The organism is Streptomyces endophyticus, assembly GCF_035798155.1.
GTDB classification, from domain to species: Bacteria; Actinomycetota; Actinomycetes; order Streptomycetales; family Streptomycetaceae; genus Streptomyces; species Streptomyces endophyticus.
In genome coordinates this window covers 42,992-64,023 of record NZ_JAOZYC010000196.1, presented here as the reverse complement: position 1 = coordinate 64,023, position 21,032 = coordinate 42,992, and the positions used below count along the sequence as shown (strand labels likewise).

Below are 21,032 nucleotides of genomic sequence, written 5' to 3'. Positions count from 1 at the left end.
GCCCCGGAGATCGGATCCCGGTCAGCGGTGGTCGCTGCCCTGCGAGGTGCTGGCCGCGCGGCCCGCCTCCAGGCGGGCGACCGGGATGCGGAACGGGGAGCAGGAGACGTAGTCGAGCCCGACCTCGTGGAAGAAGTGGACCGACTCCGGGTCGCCGCCGTGCTCGCCGCAGACGCCGAGCTTGAGGTCGGGCCGCGTGGCACGGCCGGCCTCGACGGCGGACTTCACCAGCGAGCCGACGCCGTCCCGGTCGATCGTCTCGAACGGGCTGACGCCGAAGATGCCCTTCTCCAGGTACGCGGTGAAGAAGCTGGCCTCCACGTCGTCCCGGGAGAAGCCCCAGACCGTCTGCGTGAGGTCGTTGGTGCCGAAGGAGAAGAACTGCGCCGCCTCGGCGATCTGCCCGGCCGTGAGGGCGGCGCGGGGCAGCTCGATCATGGTGCCGATGGCGAGCTTCAGCTTGATGCCGGTCTGCTCCTCGACCTCCGCGATGACCTGGTCGGCCTCCTCGCGGACGATCTCCAACTCCTGGACGGTGCCGACGAGCGGGATCATGATCTCGGCGCGCGGGTCGCCCTTGGCGTTCTTGCGCTCGGCGGCGGCCTCGGCGATGGCGCGGACCTGCATGGTGAACAGGCCGGGGATGACGAGGCCGAGGCGGACGCCGCGCAGGCCCAGCATCGGGTTCTGCTCGTGCAGCCGGTGCACGGCCTGGAGCAGGCGCAGGTCGTTCTCGTTGTTGTCCTTGCGGGACTCGGCGAGCGCGACGCGGACCGACAGCTCGGTGATGTCGGGGAGGAACTCGTGCAGCGGCGGGTCGAGCAGGCGGACGGTGACCGGGAGGCCGTCCATCGCCTCGAACAGCTCGACGAAGTCCTGCTTCTGGAGCGGCAGGAGCAGCTTCAGGGACTCCTCGCGCTCGCCGTCCGTGTCGGCGAGGATCAGCTTCTCGACGAGCTCGCGCCGGTCGCCGAGGAACATGTGCTCGGTGCGGCACAGGCCGATGCCCTGGGCGCCGAAGCGGCGGGCGCGCAGGGCGTCCTCGGCGTTGTCGGCGTTGGCGCGTACGCGCAGGCGGCGTACTCGGTCCGCGTAGGCCATGATCCGGTGCACGGCGCCCACGAGTTCGTCGGCGTCGTCGGCGCCGGCGTGCATCCGGCCCTCGAAGTACTCGACGACCGGGGAGGGGACCACCGGCACCTCGCCGAGGTAGACCTTGCCGGTGGAGCCGTCGATGGAGACGACGTCGCCCTCTTCGACGATCGTCTCGCCGATGGTCATCCGGCGGCGCTTGGTGTCGACCTCCAGGTCCTCGGCGCCGCAGACACAGGTCTTGCCCATGCCGCGGGCGACGACGGCCGCGTGCGAGGTCTTGCCGCCGCGGGAGGTGAGGATGCCCTCGCAGGCGATCATGCCGTCGAGGTCGTCGGGGTTGGTCTCGCGGCGGATCAGGATGACCTTCTCGCCGGAGCGCGACCACTTGATGGCGGTGTACGAGTCGAAGACCGCCTTGCCGACCGCCGCGCCCGGAGAGGCGGCGATGCCGCGGCCGAGCAGGTCGACCTTCGCCTCGTCGTCGAAGCGCGGGAACATCAGCTGCGCGAGCTGCGCGCCGCTGACCCGCTGCAGGGCCTCGGCCTCGTCGATCAGGCCCTGGTCGACGAGCTGCGTCGCGATGCGGAAGGCGGCACCGGCGGTGCGCTTGCCGACGCGGGTCTGGAGCATCCACAACTGGCCGCGCTCGATGGTGAACTCGATGTCGCAGAGATCCTTGTAGTGGTTCTCAAGGGTCTCCATGATCTGCATGAGCTGGTCGTACGACTTCTTGTCGATCTGCTCGAGCTCGGCGAGCGGCACGGTGTTGCGGATGCCCGCGACGACGTCCTCGCCCTGGGCGTTCTGCAGGTAGTCGCCGTAGACGCCCTGGTGGCCGCTGGCCGGGTCGCGGGTGAAGGCGACGCCCGTGCCGGAGTCCGGGCCGAGGTTGCCGAAGACCATGGAACAGACGTTGACCGCCGTGCCGAGGTCGCCGGGGATGCGCTCCTGGCGGCGGTACAGCTTGGCGCGGTCGGTGTTCCACGACTCGAAGACCGCGTTTATGGCGAGGTCCATCTGCTCGCGCGGGTCCTGCGGGAAGTCGCGCCCGGCCTCGGTCTTGACGATCTTCTTGAAGCGCGTGACGAGCTTCTTGAGGTCGGCGGCGTCCAGGTCGGTGTCGACCGTGACCTTCTTCGCCTCCTTGGCCTTCTCCAGCGCGTCCTCGAAGAGCTCGCCGTCGACGTCCAGGACGGTCTTGCCGAACATCTGGATGAGGCGGCGGTACGAGTCCCACGCGAAGCGGTCGTCGCCGGCCTGCTTGGCGAGGCCCTGCACCGACTTGTCGGAGAGACCGATGTTGAGGACGGTGTCCATCATGCCGGGCATGGAGAACTTCGCGCCCGAACGGACCGACACCAGAAGGGGGTTGTCGGCCTGGCCGAGCTTCTTCCCCATCTTCTTCTCGAGCGCGTCGAGGTGCGAACTGACCTCGTCACGGAGTGCCACCGGCTCCTCGCCGCTGTCGAGGTAGACCTTGCAGGCCTCGGTGGTGATCGTGAAGCCCGGAGGAACGGGAAGGCCCAGGTTGGTCATCTCGGCGAGGTTCGCACCCTTGCCGCCGAGGAGGTCCTTGAGGTTCTTGTTCCCCTCGGTGAAGTCGTAAACGAACTTCACTACCTGAGAATCTTTGTTTTCCGACACGGGTCTCGACTCCTCGAGGCTCGGGTGGCTGCCCTGACGGCGAGGAACATACCCAGATCCAAGGCCTGTGGGTACGTCCACTCAGCCGTCATACGGGCGTAACCACCCGTCCGCCAGGAGATCGAAAGCACTGGACGGTAGGTGGCCCCATTACCCATGCGTTCAAGACTTGAAGAGACTACCCCCGTAGACCCCTCCCATTGCTCACATGAGCGCACTCTGCTCGTTTGTGCGTTCAGGTCATAAATGATCGAGCGGTGGCACTGAGTGCCAGGGCTTGGAGAAGTGCAGACGGGTTTTAATCGCTCATCTGAGCGCAACCCCGATCAGAGGTGGCGAGAATCACGCCGTTTGAAACGGCTCCCGGACGGTCCCGTTCCAGCATGCGGACGCCCCTCGGGGGACGAAACGGGCGCGTCACAGGCCCAGCGCCGCCAGCCGCCGCTCGGCCCGCGCGGGGGCGTACAGCTCCTCCACCACCAGCGCTCCCGCTCCGATGAGCGCCGAGCGCTCGCCGAGCCGGGACGTGACCACGTCCAGGTGCGCGGTCGAGCGGGGCAGGGCCCGTTGATACAGGAGTTCACGTACGCCCGCGAGGAAGGCAGTTCCGGCCAGATCTCCGGCGATCATGAGAACGCCGGGGTTGAGGAGCGTCACGACGGTCGCGAGGACCTCGCCGACACCGCGCCCCGCCTCCCGCGCGAGCCGCAGCGCCTCGGGGTGCCCTGCGGCGAGCAGCTCGCGCACATCGGAGCCCGACGCCGCGGGGACACCCACCCCGCTGAGCCGGCGCGCCACCGCCCGGCCGCTGGCGACGGCGGCCAGGCAGCCGTACGAGCCGCACTTGCACAGCGCGTCCGCGCCGTCCGGCACGCGGATGTGCCCGATGTCGCCCGCGCCGCCGTCGATGCCCCGGTAGATCGCGCCGTCCACGACGACGCCCGCGCCGATCCCGGTGGAGACCTTGACGAGGGCGAAGGCGCGGCAGTCGGGGTGGCCGGTGCGCTGTTCCCCGTATGCCATGAGGTTGGCGTCGTTGTCGACGAGGACCGGGACGTCCGCCGGGGTGCCCGCGCCCTCGGCGGCCGCGCGGGCGAGCCGGCCCGCGATGTCGTAGCCGTCCCAGCCGGGCATGATCGGCGGCTGGACGACCCGGCCGGAGTCGAAGTCGACGGGGCCCGGGACCGCGAGGCCGATCCCGCACACCAGGCCGGGCGAGCGGTCCGCCTTCCGCAGCAGGTCGCCGAACCAGCCGCCCAGTTGGGACAGCACCCGCTCGGGCCCGTCGTCGACCGTGAGGGTGTCCATGTGCTCCGCGAGCACCTCGCCGGTCAGGGACAGGACGGCGGCGCGGGCGTGCCGGGTGTCGAGGTCGGCGGCGAGCACCACGGCGTGGGCGTCGTCGAACTCCAGGCGGATCGAAGGGCGGCCGCCCAGCCGGGAGTTGACCGGCCCCGCGGCGCCCTCGCGCAGCCAGCCCGCGCGGAAGAGCCGGTCGAGGCGCTGGCCGACCGTGGCCCTGGACAGGCCCGTGACCTCCTGGAGTGCGCCTCGCGTGGTCGCTCTGCCGCTGCGTACCAGGTGCAGCAGCTCTCCGGCGCTCGCCTGATTCCCCGCCATGCCGTTCCGGCCCCCTTGCTTTCATCAACTGTGCGTTACATTCTGGGTTTTGCGTGTTAAATAGACGTAACCCTATGCGGTGAACCGCGTAACCGACACCCGTTGGAAGAGGTGTGGGAGAGCCCGTGAAGCACACGACCGAGCGGCGCGGAGGAGCGCTGCGGCCCGCGCGGCCCCGCTCCTCCTTACGGGACCGCGCCGCGCGCGTGCTCGACGCGAACTGGACGGGGACCTCGACCGTCCCCTCGCGCACGCTCTACCCCCACCAGTGGTCGTGGGACTCGGCGTTCATCGCGATCGGCCTGCGCCATGTCTCTCCGTTGCGCGCCCAGGGCGAGTTGGAGACGCTCCTCGCCGCGCAGTGGGGCGACGGCCGGATCCCGCACATCGTCTTCAACCCCGCCGTCGCGCCCGACGCCTACTTCCCCAGCCCCGACTTCTGGCGCTCCTCCACCGCGGGCCGCGCCGCGGGCGCCCCGGCCTCCGTGCAGACCTCCGGCATCGTGCAGCCGCCCGTGCACGCGCTGGCCGCCTGGCTGGTGCACCGCGCGGACCCCGGCCTCTCCCGCTCCCGCGACTTCCTGGCGCGCGTGTACCCGGCCCTCGCCGCCTGGCACCGCTACCTCCTGCACCGCCGCGACCACGGCGGCGCGGGCCTCGTCAGCGTGATCCACCCCTGGGAGCAGGGCATGGACAACAGCCCGTGCTGGGACGCCCCGCTCCGCCGGGTCTCCCCCGCCCGGGCGTTCCGCCGCGCGGACCTGGAGCACGGCGCGGCGCAGGACCGGCCGACGGACCTCGACTACGGACGGTACGTACGGCTGGCGAGCGACTACCGGGACGCCGAATACGCCGACGGGAGCGGCGAGTTGGCCGCTTTCGCGGTCGAGGACCCGGCCTTCAACGCGCTCCTCGCCGCCTCCGAGCACGCACTCGCCCGTATCGCCTGCGAGTTGGGGGCGGCGGGGACGGCGCGGCACGCGCGCGCGGAGCGGCTGACGGCGGCGCTCGTGCGGCGCCTGTGGGATCCGGAGGCCGGAATGTTCTTCTGCCGGGATCTACGAGGCGGGGTCGAGGGCGAGGCCGGGGGCGGGCTCGTCCGTGAGTACGGCATCTCCGGGCTGCTGCCGCTGATCCTGCCGACGCTGCCGCGCGAGGTGGGCCGGGCGCTCGTGGACACGGCGTGCGGACCGCACTTCGGCGTCGGGGACCTGGTGCGGATGGCGCCCAGCTACGACCTGCTCGGGCCGGCCTTCGACCCGCACCGCTACTGGCGCGGCCCCGCCTGGTTCAACACCAACTGGCTTCTGGAGCACGGCCTTCGCCTGCACGGCGAGCACGCGCGGGCCGGGCGCCTTCGCGCCGCCATGCTCGACGTCGCGGGGGCCTCGGACTTCGCCGAGTACGTGGATCCCCGTACGGGGGCGGGCCGCGGCGCCCGTGGCTTCGGCTGGACGGCCGCGCTGACGCTGGATCTACTGGCCGAGAGGACGTCACGATGACGGATGGGCACGGACACGGGCAGGGACGGCAACTCCTGGTGCACGGAGGGACGTTCGCGGCGACCGACCCGTCCGGCGCACTGACCGCGGTGCGCGACGGCTCCTCGCCGGACGGCCTGTTCGTCCGGGACGCGCGCCACCTGTGCCGCTGGCAGCTCACGGTCGACGGGGCGGCGCCCGAGGTCCTGACCCCGATGTCGTACGAGGAGGAGGGCATCGGCCGCTGTGTGCTCGTGCCGCGCGGCGGGCGCCAGGAGCCGTCGGCGTACACGCTGTTCCGCGAACAGGCGGTGGCGGAGGGCTCGTTCGTGGAGCTCCTGAAGGTCGTCTCGAACCGTCCGGTGCCGACGACAGTACGGATCGCGCTCACGGTGGACGCCGACTTCACCGACCAGTTCGAGCTGCGCTCCGACCACCGCACGTATGCGAAGACCGGGGCGGTGCGCACGCGCGAAGTCCTCGACAACGGCGTGGAGTTCACGTACACGCGCGGTGACTGGCGCTCGTCGACGACGGTGACGAGCGAGCCCGCGCCGGACGGGGTGGAGGAGACGGGGACCGGGGCGCGCCGCCTCGTGTGGACGCTGGACCTCGCGGGGCAGGGCGGCGCGGAACTGACGCTGCGCGTGGTGGCGCGTCCCTCGGGTGCGGAGCCGGTGCGGGCGGCGGCGAGTCCCGCGGCGGTGGCGTCCGAACTGGCCGACACGGTGCGGGAGTTCACGGAGGGCGTCGAGCTGCCGGCCGCGTGGCCCGAGCTCGCGGACGCCTGTACGCGGGGTCTGGCCGATCTGGCGGTGCTGCGGGTGCCGGCGGCCGGGCCCGACGGGGAGCGGCATCTGGTGCCGGCGGCCGGGGTGCCGTGGTTCCTGACACTGCTCGGCCGGGACGCGGTGCTGACCTCGCTCTTCGCGCTGCCGTACCGGCCGGAACTGGCCGCGGCGACGCTCCCCGTCCTGGCCGCGACGCAGGCCACCGAGCCCGTGGAGGGGGCGGTGGCGCAGCCCGGGAAGATCGTGCACGAGGTGCGGCACGGGGAGCTGGCGCACTTCGGGCAGGTGCCGTTCGGGCGCTACTACGGCTCTGTGGACGCGACGCCGCTGTTCCTGGTGCTGCTCGGGGCCTACGTGGAACAGACCGCGGACGTGGCGCTCGCCCGGCGGTTGGAGCCGCAGGCGCGGGCGGCGGTGGGCTGGATGCTCGACCACGGTGGGCTCACGTCGCGCGGCTACCTCGTCTACCGCGCCGACCGGGGCGGCCTCGCCAACCAGAACTGGAAGGACTCCCCCGGCGCGATCTGCTCGGCCGACGGCGGCCGGGCGACGGGCCCCGTGATGGCGGCCGGGGCACAGGGCTACGCGTACGACGCACTTCGGCGCACGGCGACGCTCGCGCGGACCGTGTGGGACGACGCGGTGTACGCGGATCTGCTGGAGCAGGCGGCGTCGGACCTGCGGGACCGATTCGTACGGGACTTCTGGATGGCGGAGGAGGGGTTTCCCGCGCTGGCGCTGGACGGGGAGGGACGCCAGCTGGACGCACTCGCCTCCGACGCGGGGCACCTGTTGTGGTCGGGCCTGCTGGACAAGGAGTACGGGGACGCGGTCGGGCGCCGCTTGCTGGAGCCGGACTTCTTCTCCGGCTGGGGCGTCCGCACGGTGGCCTCCGGGCAGGCGGCGTACCACCCGCTCTCCTACCACCGCGGTTCGGTCTGGCCGCACGACAACGCCCTGATCGCCCTCGGCCTCGCCCGCTACGGGCTGCACGACGAGGCGCGGGTGGTGGCGGCGGGCCTGATCTCCGCGGCGAGCGCCTGCGGCGGGCGTCTGCCGGAGGTGGTGGCGGGCTACGCACGCACGTCGTACCCGGCACCGGTGCCCTACCCGCACGCGTGCGCCCGTGAGTCCCGCTCAGCGGCGACGCCCTTGGCCCTACTCACCGCGGTGGGCGCCTGACGCACAGCTTGCGCGGCACCGTGGGCCGCCTTGCCCACCCTGCCGCCCAAGGCGGCAGATTGCCCAAGTCGGCGACGGCCACCGACCGGTGCCGGTAAATCAAGCCCCTGCGGCGATTGAGCAGCGGGGTCCGGGGCGGAGCCCCGTGGCCGTGACCACTGCTCCGCGCAACGGAAGACCCGTCACCCCCCAGACGTGTCGAGTTCCGCGTCCTCCGAGATCCCCGCACAGTCATACGGATCCTTCAGCCACCCGTCCGGGAGGACCACTCGGCCGTTCCCCGACGTACGGCCGCGAGGCCCATCGGCCCCCGCAGGCCACCCCTGGTCAAGGTCCAACTCGTCGAGACCGGACCGGAGTTCCTCCAGGGACGAGGTGGTCGCGAGCCGCTTGCGCAGCTCGCCGCCGACCGCGAACCCCTTGAGGTACCAGGCCACGTGCTTGCGGAAGTCGATGACGCCACGCGACTCGTCACCGATCCACTCCCCGAGCAGCCCCGCATGCCGCACCATCGCGTCGGCCACCACCCGCAGCGTCGGCCGGACCCGCTCCTCGCGCCCCTCGAACGCCGCCACCAGATCCGCGAACAGCCACGGCCGCCCCAGGCAGCCGCGCCCGACCACGACCCCGTCGACCCCGGTCTCACGGACCATCCGCAGCGCGTCGTCCGCCGACCAGATGTCGCCGTTGCCGAGCACCGGGATCTCCGGGACGTGTTCCTTCAGGCGCGCGATCGCGTCCCAGTCCGCCGTGCCGCCGTAGTGCTCGGCCGCCGTACGACCGTGCAGCGCGATCGCCGTGACGCCCTCCTCGACCGCGATCCGGCCCGCGTCGAGGAACGTGATGTGGTCGTCGTCGATGCCCTTGCGCATCTTCATCGTGACCGGGAGGTCGCCCGCCCCGGACACGGCTTCCTTCAGGATCGCGCGCAGCAGGTTCCGCTTGTACGGAAGCGCCGAGCCGCCGCCCTTGCGCGTCACCTTCGGAACCGGGCAGCCGAAGTTCAGGTCGATGTGGTCGGCCAGATCCTCTTCCGCGATCATGCGGACGGCCTTGCCGACGGTGGCCGGATCGACCCCGTAGAGCTGGATGGACCTGGGCTTCTCACTCTCGTCGAAGTGAATGAGCTGCATGGTCTTCTCGTTGCGCTCGACCAGCGCCCGCGTCGTGATCATCTCGCTCACGAACAGGCCCTTGCCGCCCGAGAACTCCCTGCACAGGGTGCGGAACGGCGCGTTCGTGATCCCCGCCATGGGTGCGAGCACCACGGGGGGCTGCACCTGGTGGGGGCCGATGGTCAGAGCGGACATCTCAGGGCTCTCCGGGACGGACGACGAGTGGGGGCAAGCATCCATTGTCCCTCACTCCCCGCTCAGCCCGGCACGGCCGTCAGGTCCGCCAGCTTCTCCAGGCGCCCGGCGGTCTCCTCGTCCGCGGGAACGTACGCGACCAGGCGGTACGCACTGTTCTCCGGCGACAGCCACAGGTTGCGGTGCTCCAGGCGCAGCAGCCCCACCTCGGGGTGCCGGTACCGCTTGACGTGCGGGACCATCGGCGCGACCTCGTGCCGCTCCCAGATCGCGCGGAACTCCGCCGACTCCTCCAGGAGCCGCGCCACCCGCGCCTTCCAGGCGGGTTCGGCGACATGCTCGGCCATCGACGTGCGGTACTTGGCGGCCAGGTCGCGCAGCATCTCGTCGCGGTCGAGGAACTGCTCGTGCCACCGGTCGCTCATGGCGAGCAGCCACATGCAGTTGCGCTCGTCGGGGGCGAGTTCGGCGGGGTCGCCGAAGACGTCGGCGTAGTGGCGGTTGGCGGCGAGCACGTCGTAACGGGCGTTCTGCAGGGACGCCGGGTAGGGCGCCAGGGTCTCCATGAGGCGCAGCATCGTCGGCGTGACGGCCGGGCAGACGGTCTCCGCGCGCGGGTCGGTGGTGCCGGCGAGCGCGAAGGCGTGGGCGCGCTCGGTCGGATCCATCTGGAGGGCGCGGGCGATCGCGTCGAGCACGGCGGACGAGACGTTGATCGCGCGGCCCTGCTCCAGCCACGTGTACCAGGTGACGCCGACCGCGGAGAGGTGCGCGACCTCCTCGCGGCGCAGGCCGGGGGTGCGACGGCGCGCGGTGCGCGGCAGCCCGGCCCGCTCCGGCGGGATCCGCTCGCGGCGGCTGCGCAGGAACGCGGCGAGTTCCGTGCGGCGCGGATCGTCGGAGACGGGGCGGGTCGACATGCCACCAGGATGCCCCGGTGCCCATCCGGTTGCCAGGTACAGCCTGTAACAGGATGAGGAGACTCTGGTACTAGGCTGAGTGTCCGGCGATGGTCGACCCATGAGCACCCTCACCACCACCGCGCCTCCGACGCGGGACGCACCGCGGCTCGGCCGCGTCGGCCTCCTCACCGTCCTCCTCGGCGCCGCCCTGCCGATGATCGACTTCTTCATCGTGAACGTCGCCCTCCCCAGCATCGAGCGGGACCTGGACGCCTCCCCGGCCGGCCTGGAGATGGTGGTGGCCGGCTACGCGGTCGCGTACGCCGTGCTGCTCGTGCTCGGCGGCCGGCTCGGCGACACGTTCGGGCGCAGGCGGCTGTTCCTCGCCGGGGTCGCCGCCTTCGGGCTCGCCTCGCTGGCCTGCGGGCTCGCCCCGGGCGTGTGGACCCTGGTCGGCGCCCGGGTCGCGCAGGGCGCCGCGTCCGCGCTGCTGCTGCCGCAGGTCCTCGCCACCATCCACGCCACGACGAGCGGGGCGCGCCGGACCCGGGCGGTGTCCCTGTACGGGTCCGTGAGCGGCGTCGGCATCGTGCTCGGGCAGGTGGCGGGCGGTCTCCTGGTGGCCGCCGATGTGTTCGGCACCGGCTGGCGCGCGGTGTTCCTGGTGAACGTGCCGGTCGTCGTCCTCGCGCTGCTGCTCGCCGTGCGCGCCGTGCCGGACAGCCGCGCCGAGCGGCCCGCGCGCGGCGACCTCGCCGGCACGGCGCTGCTCGCCGCGTCGCTGACCGCGCTGCTGCTGCCGCTGACGGAGGGGCGGGCGACGGGCTGGCCGGCGTGGTCGGTCCTCTCGCTGGTCGCGGCGCCGTTCCTGGTCCTCGCGTTCGTGGCGGTGGAGCGGCGGGCGGAACGATCCGGCGGGAGCCCGCTGCTGCCGCCCTCGCTGGTGGCGGCGCCCGCGGTGCGGCGCGGCCTCGTACTCGGTCTGCCGATCTTCATCGGGTTCGCGAGCTGGATGTTCGTCACCGCCGTCACCCTTCAACAGGGCCTGCGCTACGGCCCGTTGGAGGCGGGTCTGACGCTGGTACCGATGGGGGTGGCGCAGTTCGCGGCCTCGACGCTCGCGCCCCGGCTGGTGGCGAGGCTCGGCTCGCGGACGCTGGTGGTGAGCGCCGTGTCGCACATCGCGGGGCTCACCGCGTTCGCCCTCACCGCGCTGTGGGTGCCGTGGGACCGGATCACGCCGCTGATGCTCGCGCCGGGGCTGGCCCTGACCGGCATCGGCACCGGTCTCCAGCTTCCGCTCTACTACCGGATCGTCCTCGGCGCGGTGCCGGCCGCTCGCGCAGGGGCGGGCAGTGGGCTTGCGGCGACGGTGCAGCAGGCGTGCCTTGCGGTGGGGGTGGCCACGCTGGGGTCGTTGTTCGTGGCGCTGGTGCCGGGGGTGGGGATGCGGGTGGCGCTTGTGGTTGTGCTGGCGGTGCAGGCGGTGGGGCTGGTCGGGTTGGCGGTGTTGGCGTTGCGGTTGCCGCGAGGGCTTGGCTGAGGTCGCCCGGGGCCTTCCGCCTCGACGCACGGGGCTCCGCCCCGGACCCCGCTGCTCAATCGCCGCAGGGGCTTGAAGTGGCCCGGCCCGCCTCACGTGCTCGCCCCACAGCAGATCCGGCTACCGTCGGACACATGCCCGATGCACGACAAACCCTGACCCACCGCAGGCGGATGCTCGTCCTGGCGATCTGCTGCATGAGCCTGCTGATCGTCAGCCTCGACAACACCGTCCTGAACGTCGCCCTCCCCTCCATGGCGAAGGACTTCGACGCCACGCTCTCGGGCATGCAGTGGACGATCGACGCCTACACGCTGGTCCTCGCGGCGCTGCTGATGCTGGCCGGTTCGACGGCCGACCGGATCGGCCGCCGCAAGGTCTTCAAGATCGGCCTGACCGTCTTCACGGTCGCCTCCGTGGCCTGCTCGCTCGCGCCGACCCTGGAGTCCCTGGTCGCGTTCCGGATGCTGCAGGCCGTCGGCGGCTCGATGCTCAACCCGGTCGCGATGTCGATCATCACCAACACCTTCACGGACCCGCGCGAACGGGCCCGTGCCATCGGCGTGTGGGGCGGCGTCGTCGGCATCTCGATGGCCGCGGGCCCGCTGGTCGGCGGGCTGCTCGTGGACTCGGTCGGCTGGCGCTCGATCTTCTGGATCAACCTGCCGGTCGGCCTCGCGGCGCTCCTGCTCACCATCCGCTACGTCCCCGAGTCCCGCGCCCCGAAGGCCCGCCGCCCCGACCCGGTCGGCCAGCTCCTGATCATCACGCTGCTCGGATCGCTCACGTACGCGATCATCGAGGCGCCCGACGCGGGCTGGACCTCGGTGCGGATCCTGCTCTTCGCGGCGCTCGCGGCCGCGTCCCTGATCGGCATCCTGCTCTACGAGCCGCGCCGCGAGGAACCCCTCATCGACCTGCGGTTCTTCCACTCGGCGCCGTTCAGCGGCGCCACGGTCATCGCCGTCTGCGGCTTCGCGGCGCTCGGCGGCTTCCTGTTCCTCTCCACCCTCTACCTCCAGGACGTACGCGGCCTCGACGCCCTGCACGCGGGCCTGTGGATGCTGCCGATGGCGGCGATGACGCTGGTGTGCGCCCCGCTCTCCGGCCGCCTCGTCGGCAGCCGCGGCCCGCGCCTCCCGCTCCTCGTCGCGGGCGTGATGATGACGGCGAGCGGCGTCCTCTTCGCGGCGTTCGACGCGGAGACCTCGAACGTCACGCTCTTCATCGGCTACGTCCTGTTCGGCATCGGCTTCGGCTTCGTGAACGCCCCGATCACCAACACCGCGGTCTCCGGAATGCCCCGCGCCCAGGCGGGCGTCGCGGCGGCGGTCGCCTCCACCAGCCGCCAGATCGGCCAGACCCTCGGCGTCGCGGTGATCGGCGCGGTGCTCGCCTCGGGCGTCGCGGAATCCTCGTACGCGAAGTCCTTCGTCGAGGCCAGCCGCTCCTGCTGGTGGATCATCGCGGGCTGCGGCCTCGCGGTCCTCCTCCTCGGCGCGCTGACCAGCGGCCACTGGGCCCGGGAGACGGCACGCCGGACGGCGGAGCGCCTGGAGAACGCGGAGGACGCGGCGGTGACCAGGGCGGCCACCGGCTCATGACCGGGCGGCCGCCAACTTCCCGAGCGCTTCGAGGCGTTCGCCGCTCACGGCGTCCGCGGGTGTGTACGTGACCATGCGGGCGCCGCGGTCCCGGCCCAGCCACAGGTCGGTGTGGACGACGGAGACCGGACCCACGTGCCGGTTGTGGAAACGCTTCACCTTGCTGGGCACGGACTGCACCACCTCGTGCCGCTCCCAGAGCTCACGGAACTCGGCGGACTCCTCGGTGAGCCGCTTGAGGACCAGTTTCCAGGCGGGCTCGGCGAGGTGCTCGGCCATGCCGGAGCGGAACTTGGCGGCCATGGTCCGCAGCACGTCGTCGAGGCCGACGATCGAGGAGCGCCATTCCTCGTGCGTGAACGCCAGCAGCATGCAGTTGCGGTCCTCCGGCGGGATCTCGTCGAGGTCGCAGAGCAGCATCCCGTAGGTGCGGTTGTAGGCGAGGATGTCGTACCTGCTGTTCTGTACGCAGGCGGGGACGGGCTCCAACCGGTCCATCAGGTCCAGCAGTTCGGGGGTGAGGGTGGCGCAGCTCGCCGCCGGTGTCGGGTCGATGGCTCCCGCGAGGCCGAACAGATGGGCCCGTTCACTCGCGTCCAGCCGCAGCGTCCGGGCGAGCGCGTCGAGGACCTGCGCGGAGACGTGGATGTCGCGGGCCTGCTCCAGCCACGTGTACCAGGTGACACCGACCGCGGAGAGGTGCGCGACCTCCTCGCGGCGCAGCCCGGGAGTGCGGCGGCGCCGGCCGCGCGGCAGCCCCACTTCCTCGGGCGGGATCCGCTCGCGCCTGCTGCGCAGAAAGGCCGCCAGTTCGTGCCGCCGGATGTCGGCCGAACCGCTGTCCCGCACATCCGGTACGTCCCGTGTCATCGTGGCCATTCCCCCAGGATGGACCCGGCCGGATCCTGTTTCCAGGTAGCGCTTCTACCAGGATAAGGACACTCTGGTACCCGTCTGCGGACCGGACAAGGCTCGTTGGCATGACGACCCACACCCGGCCACCGCAGCTTCGCGCCGCCGCGCAGACCCCGCCGGCACTCGGTGCCCTTGGCCTGTTCACCGTGCTGCTCGGCGCGGCCCTGCCCCTGATCGACTTCTTCATCGTCAACGTCGCCCTGCCCACCATCGGCCGCGATCTGCACGCGAGCGAACCCGTCCTCGAACTCGTCGTCGCGGGCTACGGGATCACGTACGCGGTGCTGCTCGTCCTCTGCGGCAGGCTCGGCGACCTCCTCGGGCGCCGCCGCCTGTTCGTCCTCGGCACGGCCGCCTTCGGCCTCACCTCGCTGGCCTGCGGACTGGCGCCGACCGCGTGGGCCCTGGTCGCGGCCCGGATCGCGCAGGGCGCCGCGTCCGCGCTGATGCTGCCGCAGGTCCTCGCCACGATCCAGGCCACGACGAGCGGCCCGCACCGCGCGAGGGCCATGAGCAAGTACGGGGCGACGGCCGGCCTTTCGATGGTGGCGGGCCAGGTACTCGGCGGCCTGCTCGTCTCGGCGGACCTCCTCGGCACCGGCTGGCGCTCGGTGTTCCTGGTGAACGTGCCGGTGGTGCTCCTGGCCCTGGTGCTCGCCGCCCGTACGGTCCCCGAGACCCGCTCCGAGAGGCCGGAACCGGTCGACGTGCCCGGCACGGTACTGCTCGCGCTCGCCCTGATCTCGCTGCTGGCCCCGCTGACCGAGGGCCGGGCGGCGGGCTGGCCGCTGTGGACGTGGCTGTGCCTGGCGGCGTTCCCGTTCCTCGCGTACGCCTTCTACGCGGTGGAGCGCGCGGCTGACCGCGCGGGGCGCACCCCCCTCGTGCCGCCGCCCCTCTTCCAACTCGCATCGCTGCGGCGCGGGTTGGTGATGGTGGTGCCCTTCTCCGCCGGCTTCAGCGGGTTCATGTTCGTGATCGCGGTGGCGCTCCAGCGCGGCGCGGGCCTCGGCGCGACGGAGGCCGGGCTGACGCTGGCACCGGCGGCCGGGGTCTTCTTCGTGACCTCGCTCGCGGGGCCGCGCCTGGTGGCCCGCTGGGGCGCGCGGGTCGTCACGGCGGGTGGTCTGCTCCAGGCGGCCGGGGTGGCGCTGATCGCGCTCGCCGCGTGGCGCGCGTGGCCGGACCTCGGGATCCTGGAGATGCTGCCGGGCGCGGTGCTCCTCGGGGTGGGCCAGGCCCTCCAGCTCCCGATCCTCTTCCGGATCATCCTCTCCGAGGTCCCCGCGGCGAGGGCGGGCGTCGCCGGCGGAGTGCTGACGACGACGCAGCAGGCGGCGCTCGCGCTGGGCGTGGCCACGCTGGGTTCGCTGTTCCTCTCCCTGGCCCCCGGCCTGGGCATGCGTGCCGCCCTGGTGCTGACACTGCTGGTCCAGCTCGCGGCGGTGGCGCTGACGACGCTGCTGAGCGTGCGACTGCCGCGCCGGATCGCATGACAGATGACAGATATTGAAATCTGTCAGTTGTCATGCGACGCTGGAGGCACCCACCCGAAGGAGCCCTCATGAGCACCGCCCTCCCCACCCGCACCCTCGGCACCACAGGCACCCGCACCGCCACCCTCGGCCTCGGCTGCATGGGGATGTCCGCGCTGTACGGCGAGGCCGACCGCGCCGAGTCCATCGCCACGGTGCACGCCGCGCTCGACGCCGGGGTCACGCTCCTCGACACCGGCGACTTCTACGCCATGGGCCACAACGAGATGCTGCTCGGCGAGGCCCTGCGCACGGCCCCCGCGGCGGCCCGGGAGAACGCGCTGACCAGCGTGAAGTTCGGCGCCCTGCGTGGCCCGGACGGCGCGTGGAACAGCTACGACGCCCGCCCCGAGGCGGTGAAGAACTTCGCCGCGTACTCGCTGCAGCGCCTCGGCGTCGACCACATCGACATCTACCGGCCCGCCCGCCTCGACCCGGAGGTGCCGATCGAGGAGACGGTCGGCGCCATCGCCGAGCTCGTCGAGCAGGGCTACGTACGCCACATCGGCCTGTCCGAGGTCGGCGCGGACACCATCCGCCGGGCGGCGGCGACGGCCCCGATCTCGGACCTCCAGATCGAGTACTCGCTCATCTCGCGCGGCATCGAGGACTCGATCCTGCCGACGGTCCGCGAGCTGGGCATCGGCGTGACCGCGTACGGCGTGCTCTCGCGCGGTCTGATCTCCGGCCACTTCACCCGCGACCGCGAGCTCGGTGCGGGCGACTTCCGTGCCTTCAGCCCGCGCTTCCAGGGCGAGAACCTCCAGCACAACCTGGACCTGGTCGAGCAGTTGCGCAAGATCGCCGAGCAGAAGGGCGTCAGCGTCGCGCAGATCGCGATCGCGTGGGTGGCCGGTCGCGGCGAGGACATCGTCCCGCTGATCGGCGCCCGCCGCCGCGACCGCCTGACCGAGGCCCTGGGCTCACTCAACGTGACACTGGATGCCACCGACCTCGCCGCCATCGAGGAGGCCGTGCCCGCCGACGCCGCGGCCGGCGACCGTTACCCGGCGGCCCAGATGGCACACCTCGACAGCGAGCGCTGATCAGCGGCCCGGTAGCTTCGTAGCCATGGCCCCCGAGACCCTGACCCCCGAGCGCATCCTCGCCGCGACCGAGGACGTGCTGCGCAGGCACGGCCCCGCGAAGGCGACGGTCGTCGACGTGGCGCGCGCGCTCGGGGTCAGCCACGGCTCGGTGTACCGGCACTTCCGGACGAAGGCGGCCCTGCGCGGCGCAGTCACGAAGCGCTGGCTGGATCGCACGACGGCACGGCTCGCCGAGGTCGTCGCGGCCGACGAGCCCCCCGCCGTCAAGCTGCGCCACTGGCTCTCGACCCTCTTCGAGGCCAAGCGCCACAAGGCGGGCGACGACCCGGAGCTGTTCGCCACGTACTCCGTCCTGACGGGCGAGCAGAACGACGTGGTGGACGCCCATATCGCGGAACTCACGAGCCAGTTGACCGCGATCCTCCAACAGGGCGTGGCCTGCGGAGAGTTCGATATTTCCGACCTCCCCGCGACGGCCCGCGCCGTCTTCGAGGCGACCGCCCACTTCCATGACCCGGTCTACGCGCCCGAGTGGTCGCGTCCGGACGCGGGGCCCGCCTTCGACGCGGTGGTGTCCCTCGTCGTGCGCGGGATCGTGGCCTGTCGGCCAGGGGTCTCCTGACCGACCGGCGCGTGCTCTCGGCCATGCTTTGCGAACAATTTCGGCACAACCGGAAGGCCGTCGTCGGTACTCACCGTCGGGTATACGGCGCGCACCAGCAGTAATACCGTTGGCCATGGGTCAAGTTCGGCCGGGAGGCCCTGCCAAACATCTGACCGAATCCATATTGCTGCCACTGTGATGTTTTCGCAGCCGCTCGTACTCTCCGAACGAGGGCGGGACCACGCACCGTACCCGCCCCTCGACTTCCGGCTCGTACGGAAGCAGCGCCCCGGACCCCGGCGCGGCCCCGCGTGCACCCGACGCGACCACGCAGAGGATTCGGTTGGACACCCACAGACTCACGTCAGTCAACCCCGCCCGAGTCGACGTCACCGAGGGCCAGTTCGGCCCACACGACCTTCCCGGTGGACGTCGGCAGCACTCCGACGGCGGAGGCGTAGACCGAGACCAGGAACAGGCCCCGGCCTCCGGTCTCGAGGAAGTCCGGTGGCTCCGTGGGGATGACCACGAGCCCGGGGGACGTGTCCGTGACTTCGAGGCGGACACCGTCGACGGTTCGCCTGATGGCGAACTCGAAGGTGCTGTCGTCACAGTGCCGCACATTGCTGCACAGCTCCGTGGCCACGAACGAGGCGTCGTACACCAGCTCGTGCAGGCCCCAGCACCGCAGGCGGGCGCCGATGATCCGGCGAATCTGCTCCAGGCGGTGCGGGCTGTACTCCATACGGATCGAGCACGGCTGATCGAGCACCTCGATCGTCTGGATCGCCTCGATCTGGTCCGTCGACTGATCCTGCATTACCCCTCCGGGGGTCCCATGGCGGTGAACTCGCTTGCGGACAAAGGGCGTTGCATCACTATCTTGGCGCCGAAACTATGCCTTAGGCAAGTATTACGCGCGAGTCACCATATCGATGGGGTGGTTAGGCATATGACAGTTGTGTGGCCTGAAGGCGCGGGACATCATGTGCCCATGCCCCAGAGCGAGATGCCCACCATGCGCAGCCGTCGCCTCGGAGCGGAGCTGCGACGACTGCGCTCCGAAGCCGGCCTGAAGGTCAACGACGCGGCACTGGCACTCGAATGCGGGCAACCGAAGATCAGCCAGATCGAGACGGGGAAGCGGGGCATCCGCCAGCTCGATCTGACGACCCTCCTCAATCTGTACGGAGTCGAGGACGACCGGCAGCGCACCAATCTCAAGCGGCTGGCCCGCGACATCCACAAGGTGGACTGGTGGTCGGGCCAAGGACCGCTGCTGAGCGACGACTTGCGCGACTACCTCACCCTTGAGGCCGACTCCTCACTCGTGCGCTCCTTTGAACCTTCGGTACTGCCAGGGCTTTTGCAGACGGAGGCGTACATGCGCGAGATTTTCACCGTGGGGGCCGAAGCGGATCGCGTCGAACCCCTTGTAAAGACTCGAATGAGGCGCAAGGATCTGCTCGACGGACCTGCGGAATTCCGCCTGAGAGTGGTCATCGACACACCCGCACTGCACCGTATCCCGGGCCCGCGGGAATTGATCCGTCAGCAATTTGAATACCTGATGGAATCAGGCGAGTTGCCCAATGTCACCATCCAGGTGCTGCCATTGGACATCACCTTGCCCCTCGCGCAGTACGCTCCGTACACGCTGTTCACGATGCGCGGCGAACCGCCCGTACAGGTCGCGTGGCTGGAGCACATGACCGGCGGCACGCTCCTGGAGCAGCGCCCCGACGTGGAGATGTACGCAAAGTCCTGGGACGACCTGACGGCTGCCGCGCTGTCCCCTGCGCAGTCCCGCCGGTACATCAGTGACCGAATCAAGCAAGAAAGCGGGTCGTGATGCCCCCCACCTCCGCCCCCACCGCCTCGCTCGTCGAAGTCGGGTCAGCGGTATGGCGAAAGAGTACGTTCAGCGGCGCGTCCAATGGATGTATCGAGCACGCCGAACTCACATCGGATCGGCGCGCAATCCGCGACACCAAGCACCGGGAGTTCGGCGCCATCGTCTTCGAATCCTCGGCGTGGCACGCATTTGTTTCAAGCATCAACTCCGGGACCCTGCCGCTATGAAAGAGAAAGAGCTGCTCTATGCGCTCGACCTCTCCGAGGCGCAATGGCTGAGTCCCCCGGGCGACCCCGCCCGGAGCGGTCCCGTGGAAGTCGCCGCGCTCGGCGGCGGCGCGGTGGCCCTACGCAATCCGGCCGACCCGCGAGGGCTCGTGCTGCGCTTCACCGCCCACGAATGGGAGGCGTTCAAACTCGGGGCGCTGCACGGCGAGTTCGACTGAAACGAAACGCCCCGGCCCACCGCTGAAGCGGTGGACCGGGGCGTACGTACGCGTGAAGTCGGTCAGCAGCCGACCAGACGGCTGGCCAGGTAGCCCTCGATCTGGTCGAGGGAGACCCGCTCCTGCTTCATGGTGTCGCGCTCGCGCACGGTCACCGCGTTGTCGTCGAGCGTGTCGAAGTCGACCGTGACGCAGAACGGCGTACCGATCTCGTCCTGACGACGGTAACGACGGCCGATGGCACCGGCGTCGTCGAAGTCGATGTTCCAGTTCTGCCGCAGCGCCTGCGCGAGACCCTTCGCCTTCGGCGAGAGCTCCGGGTTGCGGGACAGCGGCAGCACCGCGACCTTCACCGGGGCCAGGCGGTGGTCGAAGCGCATGACCGTGCGCTTCTCCATCTTGCCCTTGGCGTTGGGCGCCTCGTCCTCGACGTACGCGTCCAGCATGAACGCGAGCATCGCGCGGCCGAGACCGGCGGCCGGCTCAATGACGTACGGCGTGTAGCGCTCGCCCTTCTCCTGGTCGAAGTAGGAGAGGTCCTGGCCGGAAGCCTTGGAGTGCGCGGACAGGTCGTAGTCGGTGCGGTTGGCGACGCCCTCGAGCTCGCCCCACTCGCTGCCGCCGAAGCTGAAGCGGTACTCGATGTCAGCGGTGCGCTTCGAGTAGTGGGAGAGCTTCTCCTTCGGGTGCTCGAACCAGCGCATGTTCTCCTCGCGCATGCCGAGGCCCGTGTACCAGTTCCAGCGCTGCTCCATCCAGTACTCCTGCCACGCCTCGTCCTCGCCCGGCTTGACGAAGAATTCCATCTCCATCTGCTCGAACTCGCGGGTGCGGAAGATGAAGTTGCCGGGCGTGATCTCGTTGCGGAACGACTTGCCCGTCTGGGCGATGCCGAACGGCGGCTTGCGGCGCGAAGTCGTCTGCACCTGGCTGAAGTTGGTGAAGATGCCCTGCGCGGTCTCGGGGCGCAGGTAGGCGACGGAGCCGCTGTCCTGCGTCGGGCCGAGGTGCGTGGAGAGCAGGCCGGAGAACTGCTTGGGCTCGGTGAACGTGCCCTTGTTGCCGCAGTTGGGGCAGGAGAGGTCGGCGAGGCCGTTCTCGGGGAGCCGGCCCTTCTTCGCCTCGAACGCCTCCTCCAGGTGGTCCGCGCGGAACCGCTTGTGGCAGGAGGTGCACTCGGTGAGCGGGTCGGTGAACGTGGCGACATGGCCGGAGGCCTGCCAGACCTCGGTCGCCAGGATCACGGACGAGTCGATACCGACGACGTCCTCGCGCGAAGTGACCATGTAGCGCCACCACTGACGCTTGAGGTTCTCCTTCAGCTCCACGCCCAGCGGCCCGTAGTCCCAGGCGGCACGCTGACCACCGTAGATCTCGCTGCAGGGGTAGACGAAGCCACGGCGCTTGCTGAGGCTGACGATGGTGTCGATCTTGTCGGCGGCCACGGTGCTCTCTTC

The 21,032-nt window shown here is 70.9% G+C and carries 17 protein-coding genes; 10 read left to right on the top strand and 7 right to left on the bottom strand.

Going from position 1 to position 21,032, the window contains the following annotated elements; all coding sequences use genetic code 11:
* Positions 1 to 21: 21 nt before the first annotated feature.
* Both ppdK and OKJ99_RS39470 read right to left on the bottom strand, forming a co-directional pair.
* Positions 22 to 2,739 carry a pyruvate, phosphate dikinase gene (gene ppdK / locus OKJ99_RS39475; RefSeq protein WP_326023269.1) on the bottom strand — a complete coding sequence of 906 codons (2,718 nt, stop codon included), beginning with the start codon at positions 2,737 to 2,739 and terminating at the stop codon, positions 22 to 24.
* A gap of 417 nt (positions 2,740 to 3,156) precedes the next feature.
* The gene (locus OKJ99_RS39470; RefSeq protein ID WP_326023268.1) at positions 3,157 to 4,359 is read right to left on the bottom strand and encodes an ROK family protein; all 1,203 of its coding nucleotides are present in this window, start codon (positions 4,357 to 4,359) and stop codon (positions 3,157 to 3,159) included.
* Positions 4,360 to 4,484: 125 nt separating this feature from the next.
* Here OKJ99_RS39470 and OKJ99_RS39465 point away from each other — a divergent pair, with 125 nt between their 5' ends.
* The gene (locus OKJ99_RS39465) at positions 4,485 to 5,861 is read left to right on the top strand and encodes an MGH1-like glycoside hydrolase domain-containing protein (protein ID WP_407700852.1); all 1,377 of its coding nucleotides are present in this window, start codon (positions 4,485 to 4,487) and stop codon (positions 5,859 to 5,861) included.
* Positions 5,858 to 7,813, top strand: a complete 1,956-nt coding sequence (locus OKJ99_RS39460; RefSeq protein ID WP_326023266.1) for an amylo-alpha-1,6-glucosidase — start codon at positions 5,858 to 5,860, stop codon at positions 7,811 to 7,813. The genes OKJ99_RS39465 and OKJ99_RS39460 overlap by 4 nt, the downstream gene beginning before the upstream one ends.
* Positions 7,814 to 7,995: 182 nt before the next feature.
* Here OKJ99_RS39460 and dusB read toward each other — a convergent pair whose 3' ends face one another.
* Together dusB and OKJ99_RS39450 are read right to left on the bottom strand one after the other, a co-directional pair.
* Positions 7,996 to 9,123, bottom strand: coding sequence for a tRNA dihydrouridine synthase DusB (gene dusB, locus OKJ99_RS39455; protein WP_326023264.1), 1,128 nt, complete (start codon positions 9,121 to 9,123; stop codon positions 7,996 to 7,998).
* 62 nt (positions 9,124 to 9,185) lie between these two features.
* On the bottom strand, positions 9,186 to 10,043 hold the full coding sequence (locus OKJ99_RS39450; protein WP_326023262.1) for a helix-turn-helix transcriptional regulator: 858 nt from the start codon (positions 10,041 to 10,043) through the stop codon (positions 9,186 to 9,188).
* Positions 10,044 to 10,143: 100 nt separating this feature from the next.
* Here OKJ99_RS39450 and OKJ99_RS39445 point away from each other — a divergent pair, with 100 nt between their 5' ends.
* Both OKJ99_RS39445 and OKJ99_RS39440 read left to right on the top strand, forming a co-directional pair.
* Complete coding sequence (locus OKJ99_RS39445; RefSeq protein WP_326023260.1) at positions 10,144 to 11,568, top strand: MFS transporter; 1,425 nt, start codon at positions 10,144 to 10,146, stop codon at positions 11,566 to 11,568.
* Between the two features lie 134 nt (positions 11,569 to 11,702).
* Positions 11,703 to 13,172 carry an MFS transporter gene (locus OKJ99_RS39440; RefSeq protein ID WP_326023258.1) on the top strand — a complete coding sequence of 490 codons (1,470 nt, stop codon included), beginning with the start codon at positions 11,703 to 11,705 and terminating at the stop codon, positions 13,170 to 13,172.
* Here OKJ99_RS39440 and OKJ99_RS39435 read toward each other — a convergent pair.
* Positions 13,167 to 14,051 (bottom strand): helix-turn-helix transcriptional regulator, encoded by an 885-nt coding sequence (locus OKJ99_RS39435; RefSeq protein WP_326023256.1) that lies wholly within the window; start codon positions 14,049 to 14,051, stop codon positions 13,167 to 13,169. The two genes, OKJ99_RS39440 and OKJ99_RS39435, sit on opposite strands and share 6 nt — an antisense overlap.
* Before the next feature lie 101 nt (positions 14,052 to 14,152).
* Here OKJ99_RS39435 and OKJ99_RS39430 point away from each other — a divergent pair, with 101 nt between their 5' ends.
* The 3 genes from OKJ99_RS39430 (at position 14,153) to OKJ99_RS39420 (ending at position 17,293) form a co-directional block, all read left to right on the top strand.
* Positions 14,153 to 15,583 carry an MFS transporter gene (locus tag OKJ99_RS39430; protein ID WP_326023254.1) on the top strand — a complete coding sequence of 477 codons (1,431 nt, stop codon included), beginning with the start codon at positions 14,153 to 14,155 and terminating at the stop codon, positions 15,581 to 15,583.
* A gap of 68 nt (positions 15,584 to 15,651) precedes the next feature.
* Positions 15,652 to 16,668, top strand: coding sequence for an aldo/keto reductase (locus OKJ99_RS39425; protein WP_326023251.1), 1,017 nt, complete (start codon positions 15,652 to 15,654; stop codon positions 16,666 to 16,668).
* 25 nt (positions 16,669 to 16,693) lie between these two features.
* Positions 16,694 to 17,293 (top strand): TetR family transcriptional regulator, encoded by a 600-nt coding sequence (locus tag OKJ99_RS39420; RefSeq protein WP_326023250.1) that lies wholly within the window; start codon positions 16,694 to 16,696, stop codon positions 17,291 to 17,293.
* Between the two features lie 346 nt (positions 17,294 to 17,639).
* Here the strand turns inward: OKJ99_RS39420 and OKJ99_RS39415 are convergent, their stop codons facing one another.
* Positions 17,640 to 18,095 carry an ATP-binding protein gene (locus tag OKJ99_RS39415; RefSeq protein ID WP_326023249.1) on the bottom strand — a complete coding sequence of 152 codons (456 nt, stop codon included), beginning with the start codon at positions 18,093 to 18,095 and terminating at the stop codon, positions 17,640 to 17,642.
* A 174-nt stretch (positions 18,096 to 18,269) separates the two neighbouring features.
* Here OKJ99_RS39415 and OKJ99_RS39410 point away from each other — a divergent pair, with 174 nt between their 5' ends.
* Genes OKJ99_RS39410 through OKJ99_RS39400 form a run of 3 tightly spaced genes read left to right on the top strand, consistent with a single transcriptional unit; the run spans position 18,270 to position 19,575 of the window.
* Positions 18,270 to 19,127 (top strand): helix-turn-helix domain-containing protein, encoded by an 858-nt coding sequence (locus tag OKJ99_RS39410; RefSeq protein ID WP_326023248.1) that lies wholly within the window; start codon positions 18,270 to 18,272, stop codon positions 19,125 to 19,127.
* A complete protein-coding gene (locus tag OKJ99_RS39405; RefSeq protein ID WP_326023247.1) occupies positions 19,127 to 19,357 on the top strand; it encodes a DUF397 domain-containing protein in 231 nt (76 codons plus the stop codon). The genes OKJ99_RS39410 and OKJ99_RS39405 overlap by 1 nt, the downstream gene beginning before the upstream one ends.
* Positions 19,354 to 19,575, top strand: coding sequence for a DUF397 domain-containing protein (locus tag OKJ99_RS39400; RefSeq protein ID WP_326023246.1), 222 nt, complete (start codon positions 19,354 to 19,356; stop codon positions 19,573 to 19,575). Before OKJ99_RS39405 ends, OKJ99_RS39400 begins: the two co-directional genes overlap by 4 nt.
* Before the next feature lie 62 nt (positions 19,576 to 19,637).
* On the opposite strand, the gene OKJ99_RS39395 is transcribed toward OKJ99_RS39400, so the two are convergent.
* Positions 19,638 to 21,020 (bottom strand): glycine--tRNA ligase, encoded by a 1,383-nt coding sequence (locus tag OKJ99_RS39395; RefSeq protein ID WP_326023245.1) that lies wholly within the window; start codon positions 21,018 to 21,020, stop codon positions 19,638 to 19,640.
* Positions 21,021 to 21,032: the final 12 nt, after the last annotated feature.

Bases quoted from the DNA above. Each gene is read 5' to 3' on its own strand.
- OKJ99_RS39410 (WP_326023248.1), top strand. From the start codon at position 18,270: ATGCCCCAGAGCGAGATGCCCACCATGCGCAGCCGTCGCCTCGGAGCG.
- OKJ99_RS39470 (WP_326023268.1), bottom strand. From the start codon at position 4,359: ATGGCGGGGAATCAGGCGAGCGCCGGAGAGCTGCTGCACCTGGTACGC.
- OKJ99_RS39440 (WP_326023258.1), top strand. From the start codon at position 11,703: ATGCCCGATGCACGACAAACCCTGACCCACCGCAGGCGGATGCTCGTC.
- OKJ99_RS39425 (WP_326023251.1), top strand. From the start codon at position 15,652: ATGAGCACCGCCCTCCCCACCCGCACCCTCGGCACCACAGGCACCCGC.
- OKJ99_RS39415 (WP_326023249.1), bottom strand. From the start codon at position 18,095: ATGCAGGATCAGTCGACGGACCAGATCGAGGCGATCCAGACGATCGAG.
- OKJ99_RS39400 (WP_326023246.1), top strand. From the start codon at position 19,354: ATGAAAGAGAAAGAGCTGCTCTATGCGCTCGACCTCTCCGAGGCGCAA.
- OKJ99_RS39460 (WP_326023266.1), top strand. From the start codon at position 5,858: ATGACGGATGGGCACGGACACGGGCAGGGACGGCAACTCCTGGTGCAC.
- dusB (WP_326023264.1), bottom strand. From the start codon at position 9,123: ATGTCCGCTCTGACCATCGGCCCCCACCAGGTGCAGCCCCCCGTGGTG.
- OKJ99_RS39450 (WP_326023262.1), bottom strand. From the start codon at position 10,043: ATGTCGACCCGCCCCGTCTCCGACGATCCGCGCCGCACGGAACTCGCC.
- OKJ99_RS39430 (WP_326023254.1), top strand. From the start codon at position 14,153: ATGACGACCCACACCCGGCCACCGCAGCTTCGCGCCGCCGCGCAGACC.
- OKJ99_RS39405 (WP_326023247.1), top strand. From the start codon at position 19,127: ATGCCCCCCACCTCCGCCCCCACCGCCTCGCTCGTCGAAGTCGGGTCA.
- OKJ99_RS39420 (WP_326023250.1), top strand. From the start codon at position 16,694: ATGGCCCCCGAGACCCTGACCCCCGAGCGCATCCTCGCCGCGACCGAG.
- OKJ99_RS39435 (WP_326023256.1), bottom strand. From the start codon at position 14,051: ATGGCCACGATGACACGGGACGTACCGGATGTGCGGGACAGCGGTTCG.
- OKJ99_RS39445 (WP_326023260.1), top strand. From the start codon at position 10,144: ATGAGCACCCTCACCACCACCGCGCCTCCGACGCGGGACGCACCGCGG.